The organism is Caballeronia udeis (genome assembly GCF_001544555.2).
Taxonomy (GTDB): domain Bacteria; phylum Pseudomonadota; class Gammaproteobacteria; order Burkholderiales; family Burkholderiaceae; genus Caballeronia; species Caballeronia udeis.
In genome coordinates this window covers 1-16490 of the sequence record NZ_FCOK02000061.1, presented here as the reverse complement: position 1 = coordinate 16490, position 16490 = coordinate 1, and the positions used below count along the sequence as shown (strand labels likewise).

13 protein-coding genes and 1 pseudogene are annotated in these 16490 nt (G+C 60.5%); 11 read left to right on the top strand and 3 right to left on the bottom strand.

What is annotated here, in order from left to right:
* Positions 1–47 precede the first annotated feature (47 nt).
* The 4 genes from AWB69_RS32185 to speG all read left to right on the top strand — a co-directional run bounded on the left by AWB69_RS32185 (position 48) and on the right by speG (position 4054).
* Complete coding sequence (locus tag AWB69_RS32185; RefSeq protein WP_062090867.1) at positions 48–1442, top strand: selenium-binding family protein; 1395 nt, start codon at positions 48–50, stop codon at positions 1440–1442.
* Positions 1443–1491: 49 nt separating this feature from the next.
* Positions 1492–2133 (top strand): hypothetical protein, encoded by a 642-nt coding sequence (locus AWB69_RS32180; RefSeq protein ID WP_062090866.1) that lies wholly within the window; start codon positions 1492–1494, stop codon positions 2131–2133.
* A 330-nt stretch (positions 2134–2463) separates the two neighbouring features.
* Entirely contained in the window at positions 2464–3435 is a 972-nt protein-coding gene (locus tag AWB69_RS32175) for a LysR family transcriptional regulator (protein WP_062090865.1), read from the top strand.
* Positions 3436–3511: 76 nt separating this feature from the next.
* Complete coding sequence (gene speG / locus AWB69_RS32170) at positions 3512–4054, top strand: spermidine N1-acetyltransferase (RefSeq protein WP_062090864.1); 543 nt, start codon at positions 3512–3514, stop codon at positions 4052–4054.
* A gap of 73 nt (positions 4055–4127) precedes the next feature.
* Here speG and AWB69_RS32165 read toward each other — a convergent pair whose 3' ends face one another.
* Positions 4128–5261 (bottom strand): glycosyltransferase, encoded by a 1134-nt coding sequence (locus AWB69_RS32165; RefSeq protein WP_062090907.1) that lies wholly within the window; start codon positions 5259–5261, stop codon positions 4128–4130.
* 420 nt (positions 5262–5681) lie between these two features.
* Between AWB69_RS32165 and AWB69_RS50920 the strand changes: the two genes are divergently transcribed.
* Together AWB69_RS50920 and AWB69_RS32155 are read left to right on the top strand one after the other, a co-directional pair.
* Positions 5682–8966 (top strand): autotransporter outer membrane beta-barrel domain-containing protein, encoded by a 3285-nt coding sequence (locus AWB69_RS50920; RefSeq protein ID WP_062090863.1) that lies wholly within the window; start codon positions 5682–5684, stop codon positions 8964–8966.
* 272 nt (positions 8967–9238) lie between these two features.
* A complete protein-coding gene (locus tag AWB69_RS32155; RefSeq protein ID WP_062090862.1) occupies positions 9239–10183 on the top strand; it encodes a cupin domain-containing protein in 945 nt (314 codons plus the stop codon).
* Here AWB69_RS32155 and AWB69_RS32150 read toward each other — a convergent pair.
* A complete protein-coding gene (locus tag AWB69_RS32150; protein WP_062090906.1) occupies positions 10180–11151 on the bottom strand; it encodes a LysR family transcriptional regulator in 972 nt (323 codons plus the stop codon). The genes AWB69_RS32155 and AWB69_RS32150 overlap by 4 nt on opposite strands.
* 516 nt (positions 11152–11667) lie before the next feature.
* Here AWB69_RS32150 and AWB69_RS32145 point away from each other — a divergent pair.
* The 5 genes and pseudogenes from AWB69_RS32145 to mug all read left to right on the top strand — a co-directional run bounded on the left by AWB69_RS32145 (position 11668) and on the right by mug (position 14860).
* Entirely contained in the window at positions 11668–12378 is a 711-nt protein-coding gene (locus tag AWB69_RS32145; protein ID WP_062090861.1) for an SDR family NAD(P)-dependent oxidoreductase, read from the top strand.
* A 59-nt stretch (positions 12379–12437) separates the two neighbouring features.
* Positions 12438–12674: a tautomerase family protein gene (locus AWB69_RS32140; protein WP_062090860.1), complete on the top strand. Its 237-nt coding sequence runs from the start codon at positions 12438–12440 to the stop codon at positions 12672–12674.
* A 508-nt stretch (positions 12675–13182) separates the two neighbouring features.
* Positions 13183–14103: a LysR family transcriptional regulator gene (locus AWB69_RS32135; protein ID WP_062090859.1), complete on the top strand. Its 921-nt coding sequence runs from the start codon at positions 13183–13185 to the stop codon at positions 14101–14103.
* Positions 14104–14111: 8 nt separating this feature from the next.
* Positions 14112–14306: pseudogene (locus tag AWB69_RS49740) on the top strand (GlxA family transcriptional regulator); the annotation flags it as partial.
* Between the two features lie 8 nt (positions 14307–14314).
* Positions 14315–14860, top strand: a complete 546-nt coding sequence (mug, locus tag AWB69_RS32125) for a G/U mismatch-specific DNA glycosylase (protein WP_062090857.1) — start codon at positions 14315–14317, stop codon at positions 14858–14860.
* 286 nt (positions 14861–15146) lie between these two features.
* Here the strand turns inward: mug and AWB69_RS32120 are convergent, their stop codons facing one another.
* Positions 15147–16007: a class I SAM-dependent methyltransferase gene (locus AWB69_RS32120; protein ID WP_062090856.1), complete on the bottom strand. Its 861-nt coding sequence runs from the start codon at positions 16005–16007 to the stop codon at positions 15147–15149.
* Positions 16008–16490: the final 483 nt, after the last annotated feature.

The window sequence follows — 16490 nt, the reverse complement described above, 5'->3', positions numbered from 1 at the left end:
CGGCTTCCACCGGGCCACCAGGGAAAAACGTTTCCTGGAGAAATGGCATGGCTACCTGGACACCGGATCCAACGTTCTATCCCTCCCCGCGGATGGCCATGAAGACCCCGCACGAAACCATTGCGTACGTTGCGAGTTTCGATCCCACGCGACAGGTGCCGGATGCCATCGCCGTCGTGGACGTAGACCCCGCCTCGGCCAGCTATTCGCAAGTGATCAGCAACGTCGCCATGCCCAACACAGGCGACGAGCTTCATCATTTCGGCTGGAACGCCTGCAGTTCCTGCCTATGCCCGAACGCACCCCACCCGCACGCCGAGCGTCGTTATCTGGTCGTGCCCGGTTTGCGATCGTCGAGAATTCATATTCTCGATACCAAGGCTGACCCTCGCAACCCCAAGATCGTGCGCGTGCTGGAGCCCGGCGAAGTCGCCGAGAAGGCGGGTTATACCCGACCTCATACCGTTCACTGCGGACCCGAAGGTATCTACGTGGCCGCATTGGGGAATGCGCAAGGCGAAGCGCCGGGCGGCATTTTCCTGATGGACCATGAGACCTTCGACATTCGCGGCCAATGGGAAATAGATCGCGGTCCTCAGCAACTAGCCTACGACGCCTGGTGGCACCTCGGACACGACACCCTGGTCACGAGCGAATGGGGCTTGCCTGCTACATTCGAAAACGGCCTCGTGCCGGAAATCCTGCTAGGCGGCCAATACGGCCACAAGCTGCATTTCTGGGACCTGCATACACGCAAGCATCAACAGGAGATCGATTTCGGCAAGGAGAACCAGCTCGTGTTCGAACTGCGTCCGGCTCACGATCCGACCAAGGCATACGGCTTCGTCAACTCCGTGATCAGCCTGAACGATTTATCCGCGTCTATCTGGACCTGGTACCGCGATGGTGACAAGTGGGCCGTCAAGAAGATCATCGAGATTCCAGCCGAGCCCGCTAACCCCGATCTGCTGCCGCCCATGCTGAAGGGTTTCGGTGCAGTGCCTCCGCTTGTCACGGACATCGACCTGTCCATGGACGACCGCTTCCTCTACGTTGCGTGCTGGGGAACCGGCGACTTGCGGCAATACGACGTCTCCGATCCCTTCGCGCCCAAGCTCACCGGGACCGTGAGAATCGGTGGCATCGTATCGCGCGAGTCACATCCGAAGGCTGACGGCCGCTCCCTGAACGGCGGACCGCAGATGGTCGAAGTCAGCCGCGATGGCCGCCGCGTGTATTTCACCAATTCGCTATACGGCGCTATCGACGAACAGTTTTATCCCGATGGTCTCAAAGGCTGGATGGTGAAGCTGGATGCGTCGCCGGAGGGCGGTATCGAGTTCGATCCGCGCTTCCTGGTCGAGTGGCCTTCCACGCACCGGCCGCATCAGGTGCGGCTCGAGGGCGGTGATTGTTCGTCCGACTCGTATTGCTATCCATGAAGTTATCCGCGACCTGCGACTCTCATGGAGCGCTCACGCCGGGCCCATCATGAACACAGCATGGGCAGGGTCGGGCCACGCATGGGAGTGGTTCGCGATTGCAGGGCTTGGCGTGTTTCATGGACTCAACCCCGCCATGGGCTGGCTGTTCGCGGTCGCCCTCGGTTTGCATCGACGCAGCCGGCAAGCCGTCCTTCTTGCCATCCCTCCAATGGCGCTGGGCCACGCGCTCTCTATCGGCATAGTCGCCGCGCTCGTGGCCACCACAGGGATGGTCGTGGACAGCCACCTCATTCGCATTGCAAGCGGCGCCCTGCTGGTCGCCTGGGCGGTGTACCAGGTTCGCTACGGGCATCGGCACCGCGTGCGGGTTGGCATGACGACAGGTTTTGCCGGTCTCGTCCTCTGGTCGTTCCTGATGGCGACCGCACACGGAGCCGGCCTCATGCTGATTCCGGCGCTGATCCCCCTGTGCGGGTCCATGGCAGGCGGATCATCCGGGCCGCTGCTGGTCTCGCTCGCCGCCGTCGGCCTGCATACGCTGGCCACGCTGTTCGTCACAGCGGGTATCGCAATGCTGGTGTACGACTGGCTGGGCGTGGGCGTCCTCAGGCGCGGCTGGATCAACTTCGACCGCCTCTGGTCCATCGGGCTCGCGGGCACCGGCGTGCTGCTGATCGCCACGGCTTGACCTTACCGTCGGCTTACCCCGCCCGGCTTCGGCCAAGCGCCTGTCATTGCCCACCCGTACGCTAAATCTGGCAACCGCAGCCAAGCGGCGATAATGTGGCTTGCGCGGCCTCTCTGCCCGACGGCCATGATCGGCTACGATTAACGTCCAAAGCCTGCCGGACGCGTTCGCCGCTGCGGGTTTGGCCTGATCCCGATAGAGAATCCGCACTTTCCCGGAACCACGACCTTGTTTGTCACCAAGCGAAAACGATAATGAAAAAACCGCCCGCATGCCCAGTAAGCAAAGAAGCTTTCAGTGTCGTTTTAATTCACGCATAGGCGCGCGGCGATGGCTCAAAGCTACTCGAACTGGTTCGTGCGCGCGCGTCTCAAGACGCGGCAGTTGATGCTGCTTGCGGCCATGGAGGAAGAAGGCAACGTCCGCCGCGCCGCCGATGTCCTCGGCATGACGCAGCCGGCCGCGTCGCGTCTGCTGAAGGAACTGGAGGACATGCTGGAGGTGCGGCTTTTCGACCGCACGCCGCACGGGATGCACGCCACGCTGTATGGCGAAGTGATGATCCGGCATGCGCGCATGGTGCTCTCGAATCTGAACCAGGCGCACGACGAGATCTCCGCGTTGCGCGCGGGGCTCGTGGGCCAGGTGCAGATTGGCGCGATTGCCGCAGCAGCCGCGACCATGGTGCCAATGGCCATCGCACGCGTGAAAGCGCTTTATCCGCAATTGCAGATCTGGCTGCAAGTGGAAACGTCAGACGTGATGCTGCCGCTGGTTGCCGAGGGCCACCTCGACATCATGATTGGCCGCGTACTCGAGCGGCAGGGCCAGTTCAAGGATGCGGTACGTTACGAGCCTATTGCCGAGGAACCGCTTTGCGTAGTCGTGCGCCCCGGGCATCCGCTTGAACACGCGACCGGCCTGACCATGCACGACATTGTCAATGCAGGCTGGGTCCTGCATCCGCCGGGCAGCGTGCTGCGGCATAGATTCGACATGGTCTTTTCACAGATCGGCCTCAGTTCGCCGCAGAATGTGGTGAACACCAACAACATCGTTGCAATCTCCGGCATCTTGCTGCAAAGCGACATGCTCGCCGTCATGCCCGAAGAAGTCGCGCGGCAATATGAGGAGTTCGGCACGCTCAAGCGGCTGGCTATTGAATTGCCGTGCCGCATGGATGCATTCGGCATCATTACGCGGCAAACGCAATTATTGTCGCCCGCGGCAAACGTTGTGCTTCGAGCGCTGCGCGATGCCGCGCTCGAAGTCTATGGCGCACGCCTGGAGGCCGTCCCTTAAGGCCTGTAAGCAACCAGGCACGTGCAGGCGCTTAAGTTATATTGCAGGTCGATCCATCATTCGCGGAGTGTCACCCATGATCATCGAAGAGAACAATCAGCTCATGCTGCGGCCGCTCGAACGTACCGATCTCCACTTCGTCCACAGTCTGAACAACAACGCAAAGATCATGCGTTACTGGTTCGAAGAACCCTATGAAACGTTCTCCGAGTTGTCCCAGCTATACGATCGCCACGTCCACGACCTGCGTGAACGGCGCTTCGTCGCTGTCGACAAGGTCGGCGAGACCGTAGGGCTCGCGGAATTGATCGAGCTTGATTACATCCATAGACGCGGCGAATTCCAGATCATCATTGCACCCGGCGCCCAAGGCCAGGGATATGCAACAAGCGCGACCCTGCTCGCCACGGACTACGCGTTCTCAGTGCTCAATCTGCGCAAGCTGTATCTGATCGTGGATGTGTCGAATCAGTCGGCTATTCATGTCTACGAGAAGTGCGGCTTCAAACAGGAAGCGGAACTGATCGAAGAGTTTTTTGGTAATGGCCGGTATCACAACGTGTATCGCATGTGCATTTTCCAGCACGATTTCCTTAAGCGAACACAGGCTGGCAAGTAAGGGCGGGTTGCTCGCGTCAGCGAACGGGGTATTGAGCCGCCGTTTGAGTCACTTGAGTCACTTGACCTGCGGCTTACACACGCGCAAGCGATTCCGCCCGTTCGTTCGACCGTGCCTGGCGCAGCATCTGATGCGTCAGCATGACATGTTGCCGGGCGAAACCGCGCGTCGTCAGATCCTTCGATACCAACTCCTGCTGCGCGCGCCGAATCCGCTCGGTCGTGCCTTCGGGATCGGCCCCTAGCGCGGCGACAGTCTCGCGCAAGCTCGGTGCATCGTGGACCGGTACATAGGAGACGGCGTCACCGGAGAAATAGTCCGACAGACCGCCTATGCCCGTTGCGACCACTACCTTGCCGGCCATCACCGCTTCCAGCAAAACCGTAATGCCCGATGCATGGTGATTGGGATGAAGCGGTACGACGATCACATCGGCCCAGTCATAGAGCGCACGCTGCTCCGCCAGCCCCGACACCGGTGCAATCACAATGTTGTCCGCCTGATCAGGACGCGCGACCTTACGCTGGGTCGCCAGCCTCGCGCTAAAGCGCGGGTCGTTTTCGAACGCAGCCATGAAGGTCTGCCAGTCCCGATCACGATCGTTACCAATGGCCGCCACGCGCAAGGGTCCGTGAGGGCGCCACTCGGACACCGGCTGCAAAGGGAAATCGTCTGTACTGATGCCGTAGAGAACCACCGTTGCTTCGCGGTTCCAGAACTTTTTCGCTAGTGCGGCGTTGTCGTGAGTCAGGGTCGTCAGCAAGGTCGCCTGGCTTAGCAGCCGCTTGAACATTGCGCGCTTGAACACGCCAAGCGATTCCCAGATGTCCAGCAACCACACGCTTTGCGCCAGCAGAAGCGGCTTGCGCGGACCGCGATTGAGCATGAGCAGCAACGCCGCCGAGAGGTACTCCCGCTCCGTATGCGTCCAGATCACGTCCGCTTCAAGCAGCGCAGCGCGGTTGCGAAAGGTATGGATGAGATCGCAGCCGAGAAGCGCTTTCAAGCCGCGTCGAATAGTGCGAAGGACACGGCCTTCAGGGTGATCCTGGGAATATGAAAGCGTCATCGACTCCGATTGGGCGTAGTGATAGCCGTACAAGCACCCGACGTTCTCGTCCTTGCGATACCGGCCTGGATCGACGCCGTAGTAAAGATGAACATGAACGTTCGTCGGCCTGCTCTCCACCGTACTTTTCGCTCCCATATATCCCCCGATATCAGCGCTTGCCCAAGCGCGTGAAGCGCCGAAAAACGCATCGTACCGATGCATGGACGCAGAGGGAACGCCCTGAAGCAAGACATTCGCGCTTGAACGATGGGTAACCCACACAACGCGCTGCATCTGCGCTGCATGTTCGCCAGCGCTCATAGATCAAGAGCGGATTCTGCTATTAAGCACGCGCGGCTAGCGACCCGGCGTCACGTCACTCAATGACTTCTCACCGACTTAACAACAATTGACAGTTACCCAACTCCTTTCTGCTGTTTAAAGCGCGATGCTGCACAAAGCATGTGTTACTCGGTAAGGTTTCCGGGCTCGTTCGTTCGGCTAGCCACATTCACCAGAAAGCCTGCTTGTTAAATTCCGCCCGCTTTTACAGATAACAAACACCGGGGGCGGTTCATGACTCATCAAGTTCGTTCGCGAGCGATCTCGCTTGCACCATCACTGCTGCTGATTCCTTTTCTCCTGAGTCCTATTGCGGCGGCAGCAGCGTGTGCCGTGAACGGCCTCGATACGGTCTGCAATTCAGCCTCGCCGAACCCATGGGCCACACCCATCGGCACCGGCTATGTACCGGGCAACGACAATCAGACCGTCACTGTCCAGAACGGCGCGACGATTGCCACGGGCGACGCATCGGCAATCAGCCTGGCTAACAACGCCAACATCACGGTTCAGTCGGGCGGCACGGTCAGCAACAACGCCGTCAATTCACACGGCAACTATGGCACCGGCGCGAATACCATCGAGTTCCAGGACAACGGCACGCTGACCGTTCAAGCTGGCGGCCAGGTGCTGTCCAACGGCACTCAGGGCATTGCCGAGGCCGTGAACATACAAGGCCAGGGCAACGTCATCATCAACAACGGCCTGATCCAGGCGATCAACGCCGACGCCATCTGGTTCCAGAACAAGGTCGGCGGCAACACCGTCATCAACAATGAAACCGGCGTGATCCAGTCACCCGGCAGCGTGATCGGCTCGAGCGGCGACGCTCCCATCGATTTCACCAACAAGGGCAAGGTGATCGGCGACATCATATTTTCAGGTGGCGACGACATCATGCGCATCTACACCGGCTCGTCGGTGACGGGCACGATCGACGGCGGCGCAGGCAACAACCAGTTGTTCCTGAGCGGGCTCGGCGTGGACACACTGACGGGCAACATCGCCAACTTCCAGACGCTCATCAAGACGGACACCGGTACGTGGACCGTCAACGGCATCCTGCCGGACGTGCAAAGTGCGGAAGTTGCAGGCGGTACGCTGATCCTGACGGGCGATAACAGCACCTACACGGGCCAGATGCTTGTTGATGCCGCGGGCACGCTTCAAGCGCGGGCGCAGAGCCTCCCGGCCGCGATTACCGACAACGGGCTGGTCCGCTTCGCGCAAACCGATGACGGCACCTACGCGGGGTTGTTGAGCGGCACGGGCTCGATCGAGAAAACCGGTGCGGGCACGTTGTTCCTGGCGCCCACGGCAACCGGCGGCAACACGTATTCGGGCGGCACGCTGATCACGCAGGGCACGCTTAATATCGCAGCCGACAATGCATTGGGCGCGACCACGGGCGGTCTCACCTTCAACGGCGGCACGCTGCAACTGGCCAACGACCTCGACCTTGCTGCGACCCGCGCAATCTCGATCGGCGATAACGGCGGGACGATCGACACGCAGCAGTATTCGTCGACGCTCTCACAAGGCGTGACCGGTACCGGCTCGCTGACAAAGCTCGGCAGCGGCGTACTCACGATGAACGGCGTAAGCACCTACGGCGACACGGACGTACTGGCGGGCACCCTCGCGGTCGGCGATGCACAACACAATCTGGCCAGCACCGGTACAGGCACGACGACTGTTGCGCAAGGCGCCACGCTCGGCGGTTTCGGTACCGTGCTGGGCTCGGTGGTCAACTCGGGAACGATCGCTGCGGCGAACGCATTGCCGGCTTTCTCGGCATCGTCGACCGGCACGTTCACGATTCACGGCGATCTCACCAACAACAACACGATCAACCTGGCGGCCGCATCGGGCGTGACCGGCAACGTGCTGAATGTGAGCGGCAACTACGTGGGCGGGACCAACGCGCAGTTGATCGTGAACACCGTGATGAACGCCGGCGGCGCAGCGTCCAATCAGTTCACCGATCAACTGGTCATTGGCGGCAACGCAAGCGGCAGCACGACCGTGACGGTGCGCCCGAGCGGGCTGGGCGCGCTGACGGCAGGCGACGGCATCAAGGTCGTCCAGGTGAACGGCACCGCTGCTGCCACGACTTTCCATATGCTTGCGCCGGTTCAGGCCGGGGCATACCAGTACTTGTTGTATCAAGGCGGCTCGGGTCGTCCTGACGACTTCTACTTGCGCTCGTCGCTCAATAGCGTGCCGGTTACGCCTCCTGTGACACCGCCGGTTACGCCTCCCGTGACACCGCCGGTTACGCCTCCTGTGACGCCGCCGGTTATGCCTCCCGTGACGCCGCCGGTTACGCCTCCCGTGACACCGCCGGTTACGCCTCCCGTGACGCCGCCGGTTACGCCTCCTGTGACGCCGCCGACCACGCCTCCCGTGACGCCGCCAACGACACCCACCACGCCGACCACGCCGACCACACCGACCGCCCCTGGCGCTGTCGTTACGCCGGTGACGCCGATCGTGTCCGCGGGTACGCCCAACACCACCTCGCCCGCCACTCAGCCTTCGGTCATCGCATACCGTCCTGCTGTGATCGGCTACACCATGACACCGTCGCTCAACCTCGACTACGGTTTCTCGATCATGAACCGGTTGCATGAGCGTGTCGGCGATGTCGCGAGTCTCGAGAACGCACAGGGAACGTATGGCAACGGCGTGTGGGGACGCATTGGCGGGCAGAGCCTGAACGCCAACTCGGGCGATCGTTTCTCCGCCGATGAACGCACGTTCTTCGCGCAGTTCGGCAAGGACTGGACGCTCTCGACAAACCCGGCTGGCGGCAGCACGCATGCGGGCGTCACGGTGACTATCGGCTCGTCGTCGGCGACGTTCGAAGACAGCGCGCGCGCGCTGAATCCGACGCTGACGACCGCGACCGGTTCAGTCGAAACGCAGGCGCAATCGCTCGGCGGCTACTGGACCAGGTACCTGAAGGACGGCAGCTATTTCGACGCCGTGGCGCAACTCACCCACTATCACAACAAGTACGGCGATGTGTATGGTGGCGGTGCTTCGCAGAATGGCGTTGGCACGGGCCTGTCCGGTGAAGTGGGCAAGCCGTTGCTGATCGGATCGACGAGCATCGCCATCGAGCCGCAAGCCCAGTTGATGTACCAGTACCTGCATCTGAACGGCTTCAACGACGGCATCTCGCCGGTATCGAGCACATCGAGCAACGCGTTGCGCGGACGGGCCGGCTTCCGGATCTTCAAGGCGAACCTGACCAATGACACGAAGTCGGGAACGGCAACGCCCTACTTCACCGCCGACGTACTGCACGACTTCCTGACGCCGGGTAACACGTCAGTGGACGGCGCGCCGTTCAACAGCGGCCTGTCGAAGACCTGGTATGAAGTGGGTGTGGGCGTCACCATGAGCATGGGTAAAGCGTCGGAAACGTACGCCAACGTCAAGTACTCCCGCAACATTGGCGGTGATTATCGTCAGGGCGTGTTCGGTCAGGTTGGATACAGATATAGCTGGTAAGCGCTGCGCCCAGGGCTGGTTGTTCAGTCAGCCGCTTGTCAGAAAAGCCGCGCTCCGAAAGGAGCGCGGCTTTTCTGTATTGGACGGCCTGTGTTTTTTATCCGGTCTTCCCCGCAGCGGACGTGTCATACACCCCATTGCGCAACAGTGATTTCGATTTCGGGCACTTCTGCGGCCGGTGACCTGCGCCTACAGTGAGTGCAGGTTTCCGACGCAAGCCACCACGCATAACAAGGCCTGCGCGAAGCTTTCCGAACTCACAGGAGCAGATCATGTTGAATAGAACGTCCCAAGCCACCCTCGCTGAAACGTCTCCCGCAACCAGGGACGCGCAATACTTCGAGTACACGTCGTCAGCCAACCCGATTGGCGCAAAGCTCATCTCGCGCGTGCCGTTCCGCAATTTCCCCCCTTCGCTGTACTCGAACGGCGCAACCCGCGTGGTGCCGCTCGACCTTTCGGCGGAACTGGGTTGCCCGAGCCCCGCTACCGGTCCCGGCCTGAGCGCGAATTTCCTGCGCATCAACACAGGAGATGACCTGACGCTCGATCCGAACGCGACGTCCCAGGTTTTTTACGTAATCGGCGGGTCGGGCAGCGTGACACAAAGCGAGACGTCATTCCCGTTCGCCCGGGGCGACTTTTTTACGCTGCCTGGAGGTGCGGCTGCTGTGCTCTCGGCCAACGCGACCGCCACGCTCTACTACGTCAACGACGCCCCTCTGCTGACCTATCTCGGCACAACCGGCGTGAATGCGCGCTTTGCACCCACGCTGTATCCAGCCGCACGGGCACAGGCCGAATTGAGCCGGGTCTCGGATGAACCCAATGCGGGCCGGCGCAACCGCATCAGTGTGCTGATGGGCAACGCCAACTTCCCGCAAACGCGAACGGTGACCCATGTGCTGTGGGCCATGTTCGGCATTGTGCCGCCCAACTCGACGCAGAAGCCGCACCGCCACCAGTCGATAGCGCTCGACTTCATTGCCGGTGGCAATCCGGGCGTCTATACGCTGGTGGGCACCGAGCTGGATGAGAAGGGCGACATCGTGAATCCAACCCGTGTCGACTGGGAAACCGGGATGACGTTTGTGACGCCGCCGGGATACTGGCATGCGCATTTCAATGAAACGAACGAGAACGCCTATGTGATTCCGATCCAGGATGCCGGCTTGCAAACCTGGCTGCGCGCGCTCGACATCCGCTTCGCCCGCTAAGCCGGCTGCATCAACGCGAGTCCGTCGTCCCAGTACGGCGGCTCGCCAATCACATCGACGTAGAAATCGACGAACGCACGCACCTTCGACGAAACAATTTTCTTCGGCGGATAAACCGCCCAGATCGCCGGTTCTGCCCGCCCCGTGCGCGCCTCCCATTCGGGCAGCACGTGCACCAGGCGCCCCTCACGCAGGGCCGGGCCTATCAGCCAGGTCGGCAGCAACGCAACGCCGCATCCGGCCAGTGCGAGCTCCAGCAGCACCTCGGAGTCGTCCCCGCGCAAACGTCCTTTCAATTCCACGAGCACGTGCTGCGGCCCCGTGCGTTTGTGTGTGCGTTTGCGTGTGTCCCCAATTCGGGTGAAGGACCATTTGTCGTCTGGTAACAGGGACAAGCGAAGCGAATCGTGTGCGCTCAGATCTTCAGGAACGGCAGGCGTCCCGTTGCGCTTGAAGTAAGCGGGGCTGCCGCAGGCGATGCGCCGGTGCGAAGCCACGCGTTTGGCCATCAATGACGAATCCGGGAGCACGCCAATGCGAATCGCAACGTCGATGCCGGCTTCGATCATGTTGAGCGTTTCGTCGGCCGACACGATGTCGAGGTCAATGTCCGGATAGCGCTTCATGAAAGCGGGGAGATGCGGCACGATGTGCCGGCGCCCAAATGCGGGAGGTATCGTGACGCGCAGCAGGCCCTGCGGTGTGCGATTCAGCGACGACGTGACATGGCGCGCATCATCGAGCGCCTGTAGTGCAACCAGCGCATGCTCGCGAAATACCCTGCCGCCCTCCGTCAGGACAAGACCGCGCGTCGACCGGTTGAACAGGGCAATGCCCAGATCCTTTTCGAGTTCACTTACGTAGCGTGAAACGGTCGAGGTCTTGACTGCCATTTCATGCGCGGTCTTGCTGAAGCTTTGCAGTTCCGCTGCGCAAACGAAGGCGCGTACCGCCGCAAAATAGTCCATGAGGTTCTGGTGCGAATCGAGTGTTCTGAAGAGACCTTCACGAAGTGAAGTGCGAAATCCGCTGAGGTCCTTGCCCGAAAGACCTGGCGCATGCGGCAGACCGGAAGCGCCGGTTTGCTGCTGGAACGCGTAGTGTACTGTTCCGGCGTTCCAGCACCACACCCGCGTGGGATACGAATGCCGCCTTCCGGCGCGGGAATCACCCGGTCACCGCATCATCAACTCGCCTGGATGGCTTCTGCCACGCGCACGATCAACAGTGCCGCGGGAATCAGCATTGCCTGCGCGAGGACGGTGCCGACCAGACGAGCGCCTCGCGCTCAATTCTCCAGATGTTTATCCGGCACGGCCGACCGGCAAGCGCAGCCGCCACAGAACTCATTTGTACTTGGCAAGCACGACTGTTTGTCCAAGGCGGGTATTCGAATTCAGCGCCAATGCGCATAGATTTCATACCATCGGAGCCAGCGGCCCGATCAGCATCTGATCCCAAGCATCTAATCTGGAGGTTTCATCATGAACACATCACAAAAAGTCGTTGTTGTTACCGGTGCATCGCAAGGCATTGGCGCCGAACTGGTCAAGGCGTTCCGCAAGCTCGACTACCGCGTCGTCGCAACCGCACGGTCGGTCAGCCCGTCGGACGACCCCAATATTGTGACCATCGCCGGCGATATTGCCGACCCGGCTACCGCGCGCCGCGTGATTTCGGAAGGCGTGGCCCGCTTTGGCCGCATCGACACGCTGGTCAACAACGCCGGTATCTTCATCGCCAAGCCTTTCACCAATTACACCACGGAAGACTTCGCAGCCATGACCGGCGTGAACGTCGGCGGCTTCTTCTACATCACACAACTGGCCATTGCCGAGATGGAAAAGAATGCCAGCGGTCACGTGGTCAACATCACGACCAGCCTGACCGATCATGCCGTCGATGGCATACCCTCGGTGCTGGCGTCGCTGACCAAGGGCGGACTGAACGCCGCCACGAAATCGCTCGCTATCGAATACTCGAAAAAGGGGATCCGCGCCAACGCCGTCTCGCCGGGTATCATCAAATCGCCGATGCACCCGCAGGAAACCCATGCGGCGCTCGACGCAATGCATCCGATGGGTCACATGGGCGAGATGAGCGATATCGTGAACGCTGTCCTGTATCTGGATGCAGCACCGTTCGTGACGGGCGAAATCCTGCACGTCGATGGCGGCCAGAGCGCCGGTCACTGATCATCCCGGGCGGCGCCGACCGCCGCCCTTGAAGTCAACCGACCATTACGGAGGACGACATGCCTATCGTCACAATTCAGGTGACCCGCGAAGGGTCCAGGCCCGGCAACAATTCCGTCACTGCCGACGAAAAAGCCCAGCTCATCAAAGGCGTCAGTCAGTTGCTGCTCGACGTGCTGAACAAACCGCTCGAAGCAACCTTTGTTGTCATTGAAGAGGTGGACACCGAGAACTGGGGCTGGGGTGGATTGCCAGTCGAGCTCTATCGCAAGCAGCTAGCCCGGAAGCCGGCCTGAACATCGGGACGCGTCCGGTGATTCGGGCACGGGAGTCTTCCTCGAATTGACATCGGGCGCAAGGGGCGTTGGCGTAGAGGCCTTTCTGTACGCCCTGTCCTATTTGCACGTCGATCGCCTTGCGTTGCCCGCTAGCCTGCAAGCTACTGCCGGCTGGCACGTTTTTCATTTCGAACGCTAGTTGGATCATCACCCCGGCTGCTGGCAACCACCCAGCCAGAGCCGATGCCTACGCTGCGCACCGTATCCAAACTCCCCCTGCGTTTCGCTACGAAACTACGCACCTTCCCTGCGTCCCGCGCGACGGTACAGGCGCACGGCTTCAGTGATCACGCGCTGGTCACGTCGCTTCCTCCTGGATGCTCCTCGCGTTATATCCTGATATTCTGTATCGCCCCTTGTTGCGCACTGAAGGCGACCGCGCCGTCCGCTGCGTACACTTTGCGCCCGTTCCGGGTGCCTTTCTGCCAGCGCAAGAAAGCGCGATACCGAAGGTTGTCGAAAGCCCATGCAGCGTCAATTTGAAGATCTTCTCCTGGGCAGTATTGAACTGTTCTGCCTTGCGGCTGAACTCGAGAGCTTTACGGTTGCCGCGAACGCCGCAAGCGTTACGCCGGCCGCCGTCAGCCGTTCAGTCGCGCGTCTGGAGACACGCCTGGGTGTGCGCCTGTTTGTGCGGACAACAAGACAGATCCGCCTGACCGATGCAGGAAGGCGCTACTTCGAACAATGCCGGCAGGTGCTGAGCCTGCTTGCCGACGCCGAGCGTGAAGCAACCGGCCAGCAAACCACACCGACCGGTGTGTTGCGGATCAGCATGCCGACCCCGTATGGCCACTATCGAGTGCTTCCCCTGCTTGCCGAGTTTCGTGCCCGCTATCCGGGTGTCACGATCGAAACGCACCTTAGCAACCGCAATATCGACTTTGCGGAAGAAGGCTTCGACCTGGCCATTCGCGGACGTGCGCCGAGCGACTCCGGTCTGATCGCGCGAAAGATCGAGGATGCGGAACTGGTGGTCGTCGCTTCGCCGGCTTATCTGCGCAACGCCGGCAAACTGGAAACGCCGGATGATCTGGTCAATCACGACTGCATCCAGTATGCGTTGCCAAGTACCGGCCGCAATCTCCCGTGGGTGTTCAACCAGGAACACGAGGAAGCGGAGATGATGACGCGCGGCGGCTACGCGTCGTCGGGCGACGTGCTTGCCGGAGTGACCCTGGCGCGCCATGGGGCGGGCATTTTCCAGACCTATCGTTTCATTGTCGACAAAGACATCGCAGAAGGAACGCTCAAGGAATTGCTGATTCCTTATGGCGGTTGTTCGCGGCCCTTCGTCCTGATCTATCCGCATGCGCGGCATCTGTCGTCGCGTGTGCGGAGCTTTGTCGACTTCCTGATGGAAAGACTGGGCCGTAGTTGTGCGTGATTTGCATCGTTTGCAACGGGGCATTCGCGCTTGCCCATGCGGGACTGCTTGACGACAAGGACGTGACAACTCACTGGGCGGACGCTGACCGCCTCGCCCACGAATTTCCGCAAATGTCAGTGCAGCCCGACACAATCTTTGTTCGTGACGGGCGCCTCTTTAAAAACTGGGGACACGAGCTGGCGGCGCGTGTCGCAAAACGTTCCTATCAATGACTCTTTCATCTGTCACTTACGTTGATTCCCCGCAATCGCTTCCTGATGTCCTTGAACCGGGGTTGTCGATAATATTCTGCGGGATCAATCCAGGTATGCGTGCGGCATCGACAGGTCATCATTTTGCGGGCAGAGGCAACCGGTTCTGGCGGGTGATGCATCTTGCCGGCTTTACTCCCGAGCAGATTCGTCCCGAAGACGACCGCACGCTTCTTCAATATGACTGCGGTCTCACGACGGTGGTCCCGCGGCCAACAGCGCAAGCCGCCGATCTGTCGCGATCCGAGATTGAACTGGCCGGCGATGATTTTCGGCGCAAGATCGAACACTACGCACCGCGGCACATCGTGTTCCTTGGAAAGATCGCGCTCTCGGGAATCTCCGGCACGCGCAATATCAGTTGGGGGCTGCAAACCAGGCCATTCGGCGGCGCGCGCGCGTGGGTCGTACCCAATCCAAGTGGACTGAACAGGGCGTTCGACCTCGATGCACTGGTGGCCGCCTACCGGGAAGTTCGCATTGCAGCAGCGTCCACGCCCTGAAGGCGCGCGTTCTTGCGCAGTGTCTCGGTAACGAATTCGACGAAAGCGCGAATCTTGCCGCTGGTGCTTTAAAGCAACTGCTGGACGGTCAGAGCAATCTGGAACAAAGCAAGGCGACCGCTGCAGCGAACCTCATCACCCTCTGCAAGGCGCTCGGCGGCGGCTGGGAATCGAATTACCCCAATGAATACGTCTCGCGTTGACGGGCGTTGGGGCGGGCGGATGGTGCGTCTCTCGTATGCGTTACCGGTTGCGTAGAGACGTCTGCGGCAGCTTCCAGGGGCAGCTATGTACTTGCCACCAGCAGTTCCTCCGCGTTGTTCGGCGGACGCAGACCATCTGTCCGGCCCCCAAAGTAGCGCTGGATAAGATCAGCTGCCGAGACATGCTGTGCTTGTCCAAAGCCGTTTTCGCGGGCCAGCGCCAGTATCTCCGGCGGGGTGAAGAAGCTGAGGAAAGGTGTCCCGCTTGCTCGCGCTCCCCTCTCGGCCATCTCAAGCCCGGGACGTACCTCGGTGTCGGCAAGCTCCAGCGGAAGCAGGAACGTCATGGCGAGCGTGGATCCTTGCGCGAGGGCCGCGACCTCGCGCAACGTAGCGGCGTTCGCCTCCTTGGTGAGATACATGCTGACGCCCGTGGAGACCACGACCGCCGGCTTGCTGTTGTCGAAGCCGGCCGTCACGAGCTCGTCCTGCCAGCACCCGCCCGCCTCGAAATCGACCGGCACGAAGCGTAGCCAGTCCGGGACGCCTAAGCCCAGTTCGATCAGACGCTGGCGCTTCCATTCCTGAGGAGCCGGCTGGTCGACCTCGAACACCCTGAGGCGCGACGCTATCTCCGGCCGCCGCTGTGCGAAGCTGTCAAGGCCGGCGCCGAGGATCACATACTGACTCAGCCCGTGGCCGACCTGCTCGACGACCAGGTCCTCAATGAAGCGGGCACGAGCCACGATCGATGCGCGAAAGGGCCGCGTGAATTGCGGGTCCATGTCCCCGCGACTACGCCAACCCTCGTCCGGGGACAGCAGCTTAAGACCGATCCGATCTTCCAGCACATGTGGCGGCGGGTCGGCCTCGACATGCAGAGCACGCCACAAGGCGACTCGCGCTGCCGTGCTGTCTGGCGCCATATCTCGCTTGTCGTTCATGACTTTCTCCTGGTTGTTCGCCTTCGGCTAGACGCCTGAAGGTGAGCTGCTAGTAGTGTGCCCGCTATGCAAGAGGTGTTGCTTCAGTCTCTTGGCAATTGACAGAGAGCATTTCACACAGCATCTGCATTGGGAAATGCAGTGAACGCAAGAATATCACTGGCCGAACTTGGCGACGGATTGCGCCGATGAACCGTCGTGCCAGTTGGATCGTTCGTTATCCTTGATGATTGAAACTCCCGCAGGTTGCGATGACCGTGGTCATCGATGCACCTCGTTATCGTAGTTAGGTACTTAGGTACTTAGGTAGTTAGGTAGTTAGGTAGTTAGGTAGTTAGGTAGTTAGGTAGTTAGGTAGTTAGGTAGTTAGGTAGTTAGGTAGTTAGGTAGTTAGGTAGTTAGGTAGTTAGGTACTTAGGTACTTAGGTACTTAGGTACTTAGGTACTTAGGTACTTAGGTACTTAGGTACTTAGGTACTTAGG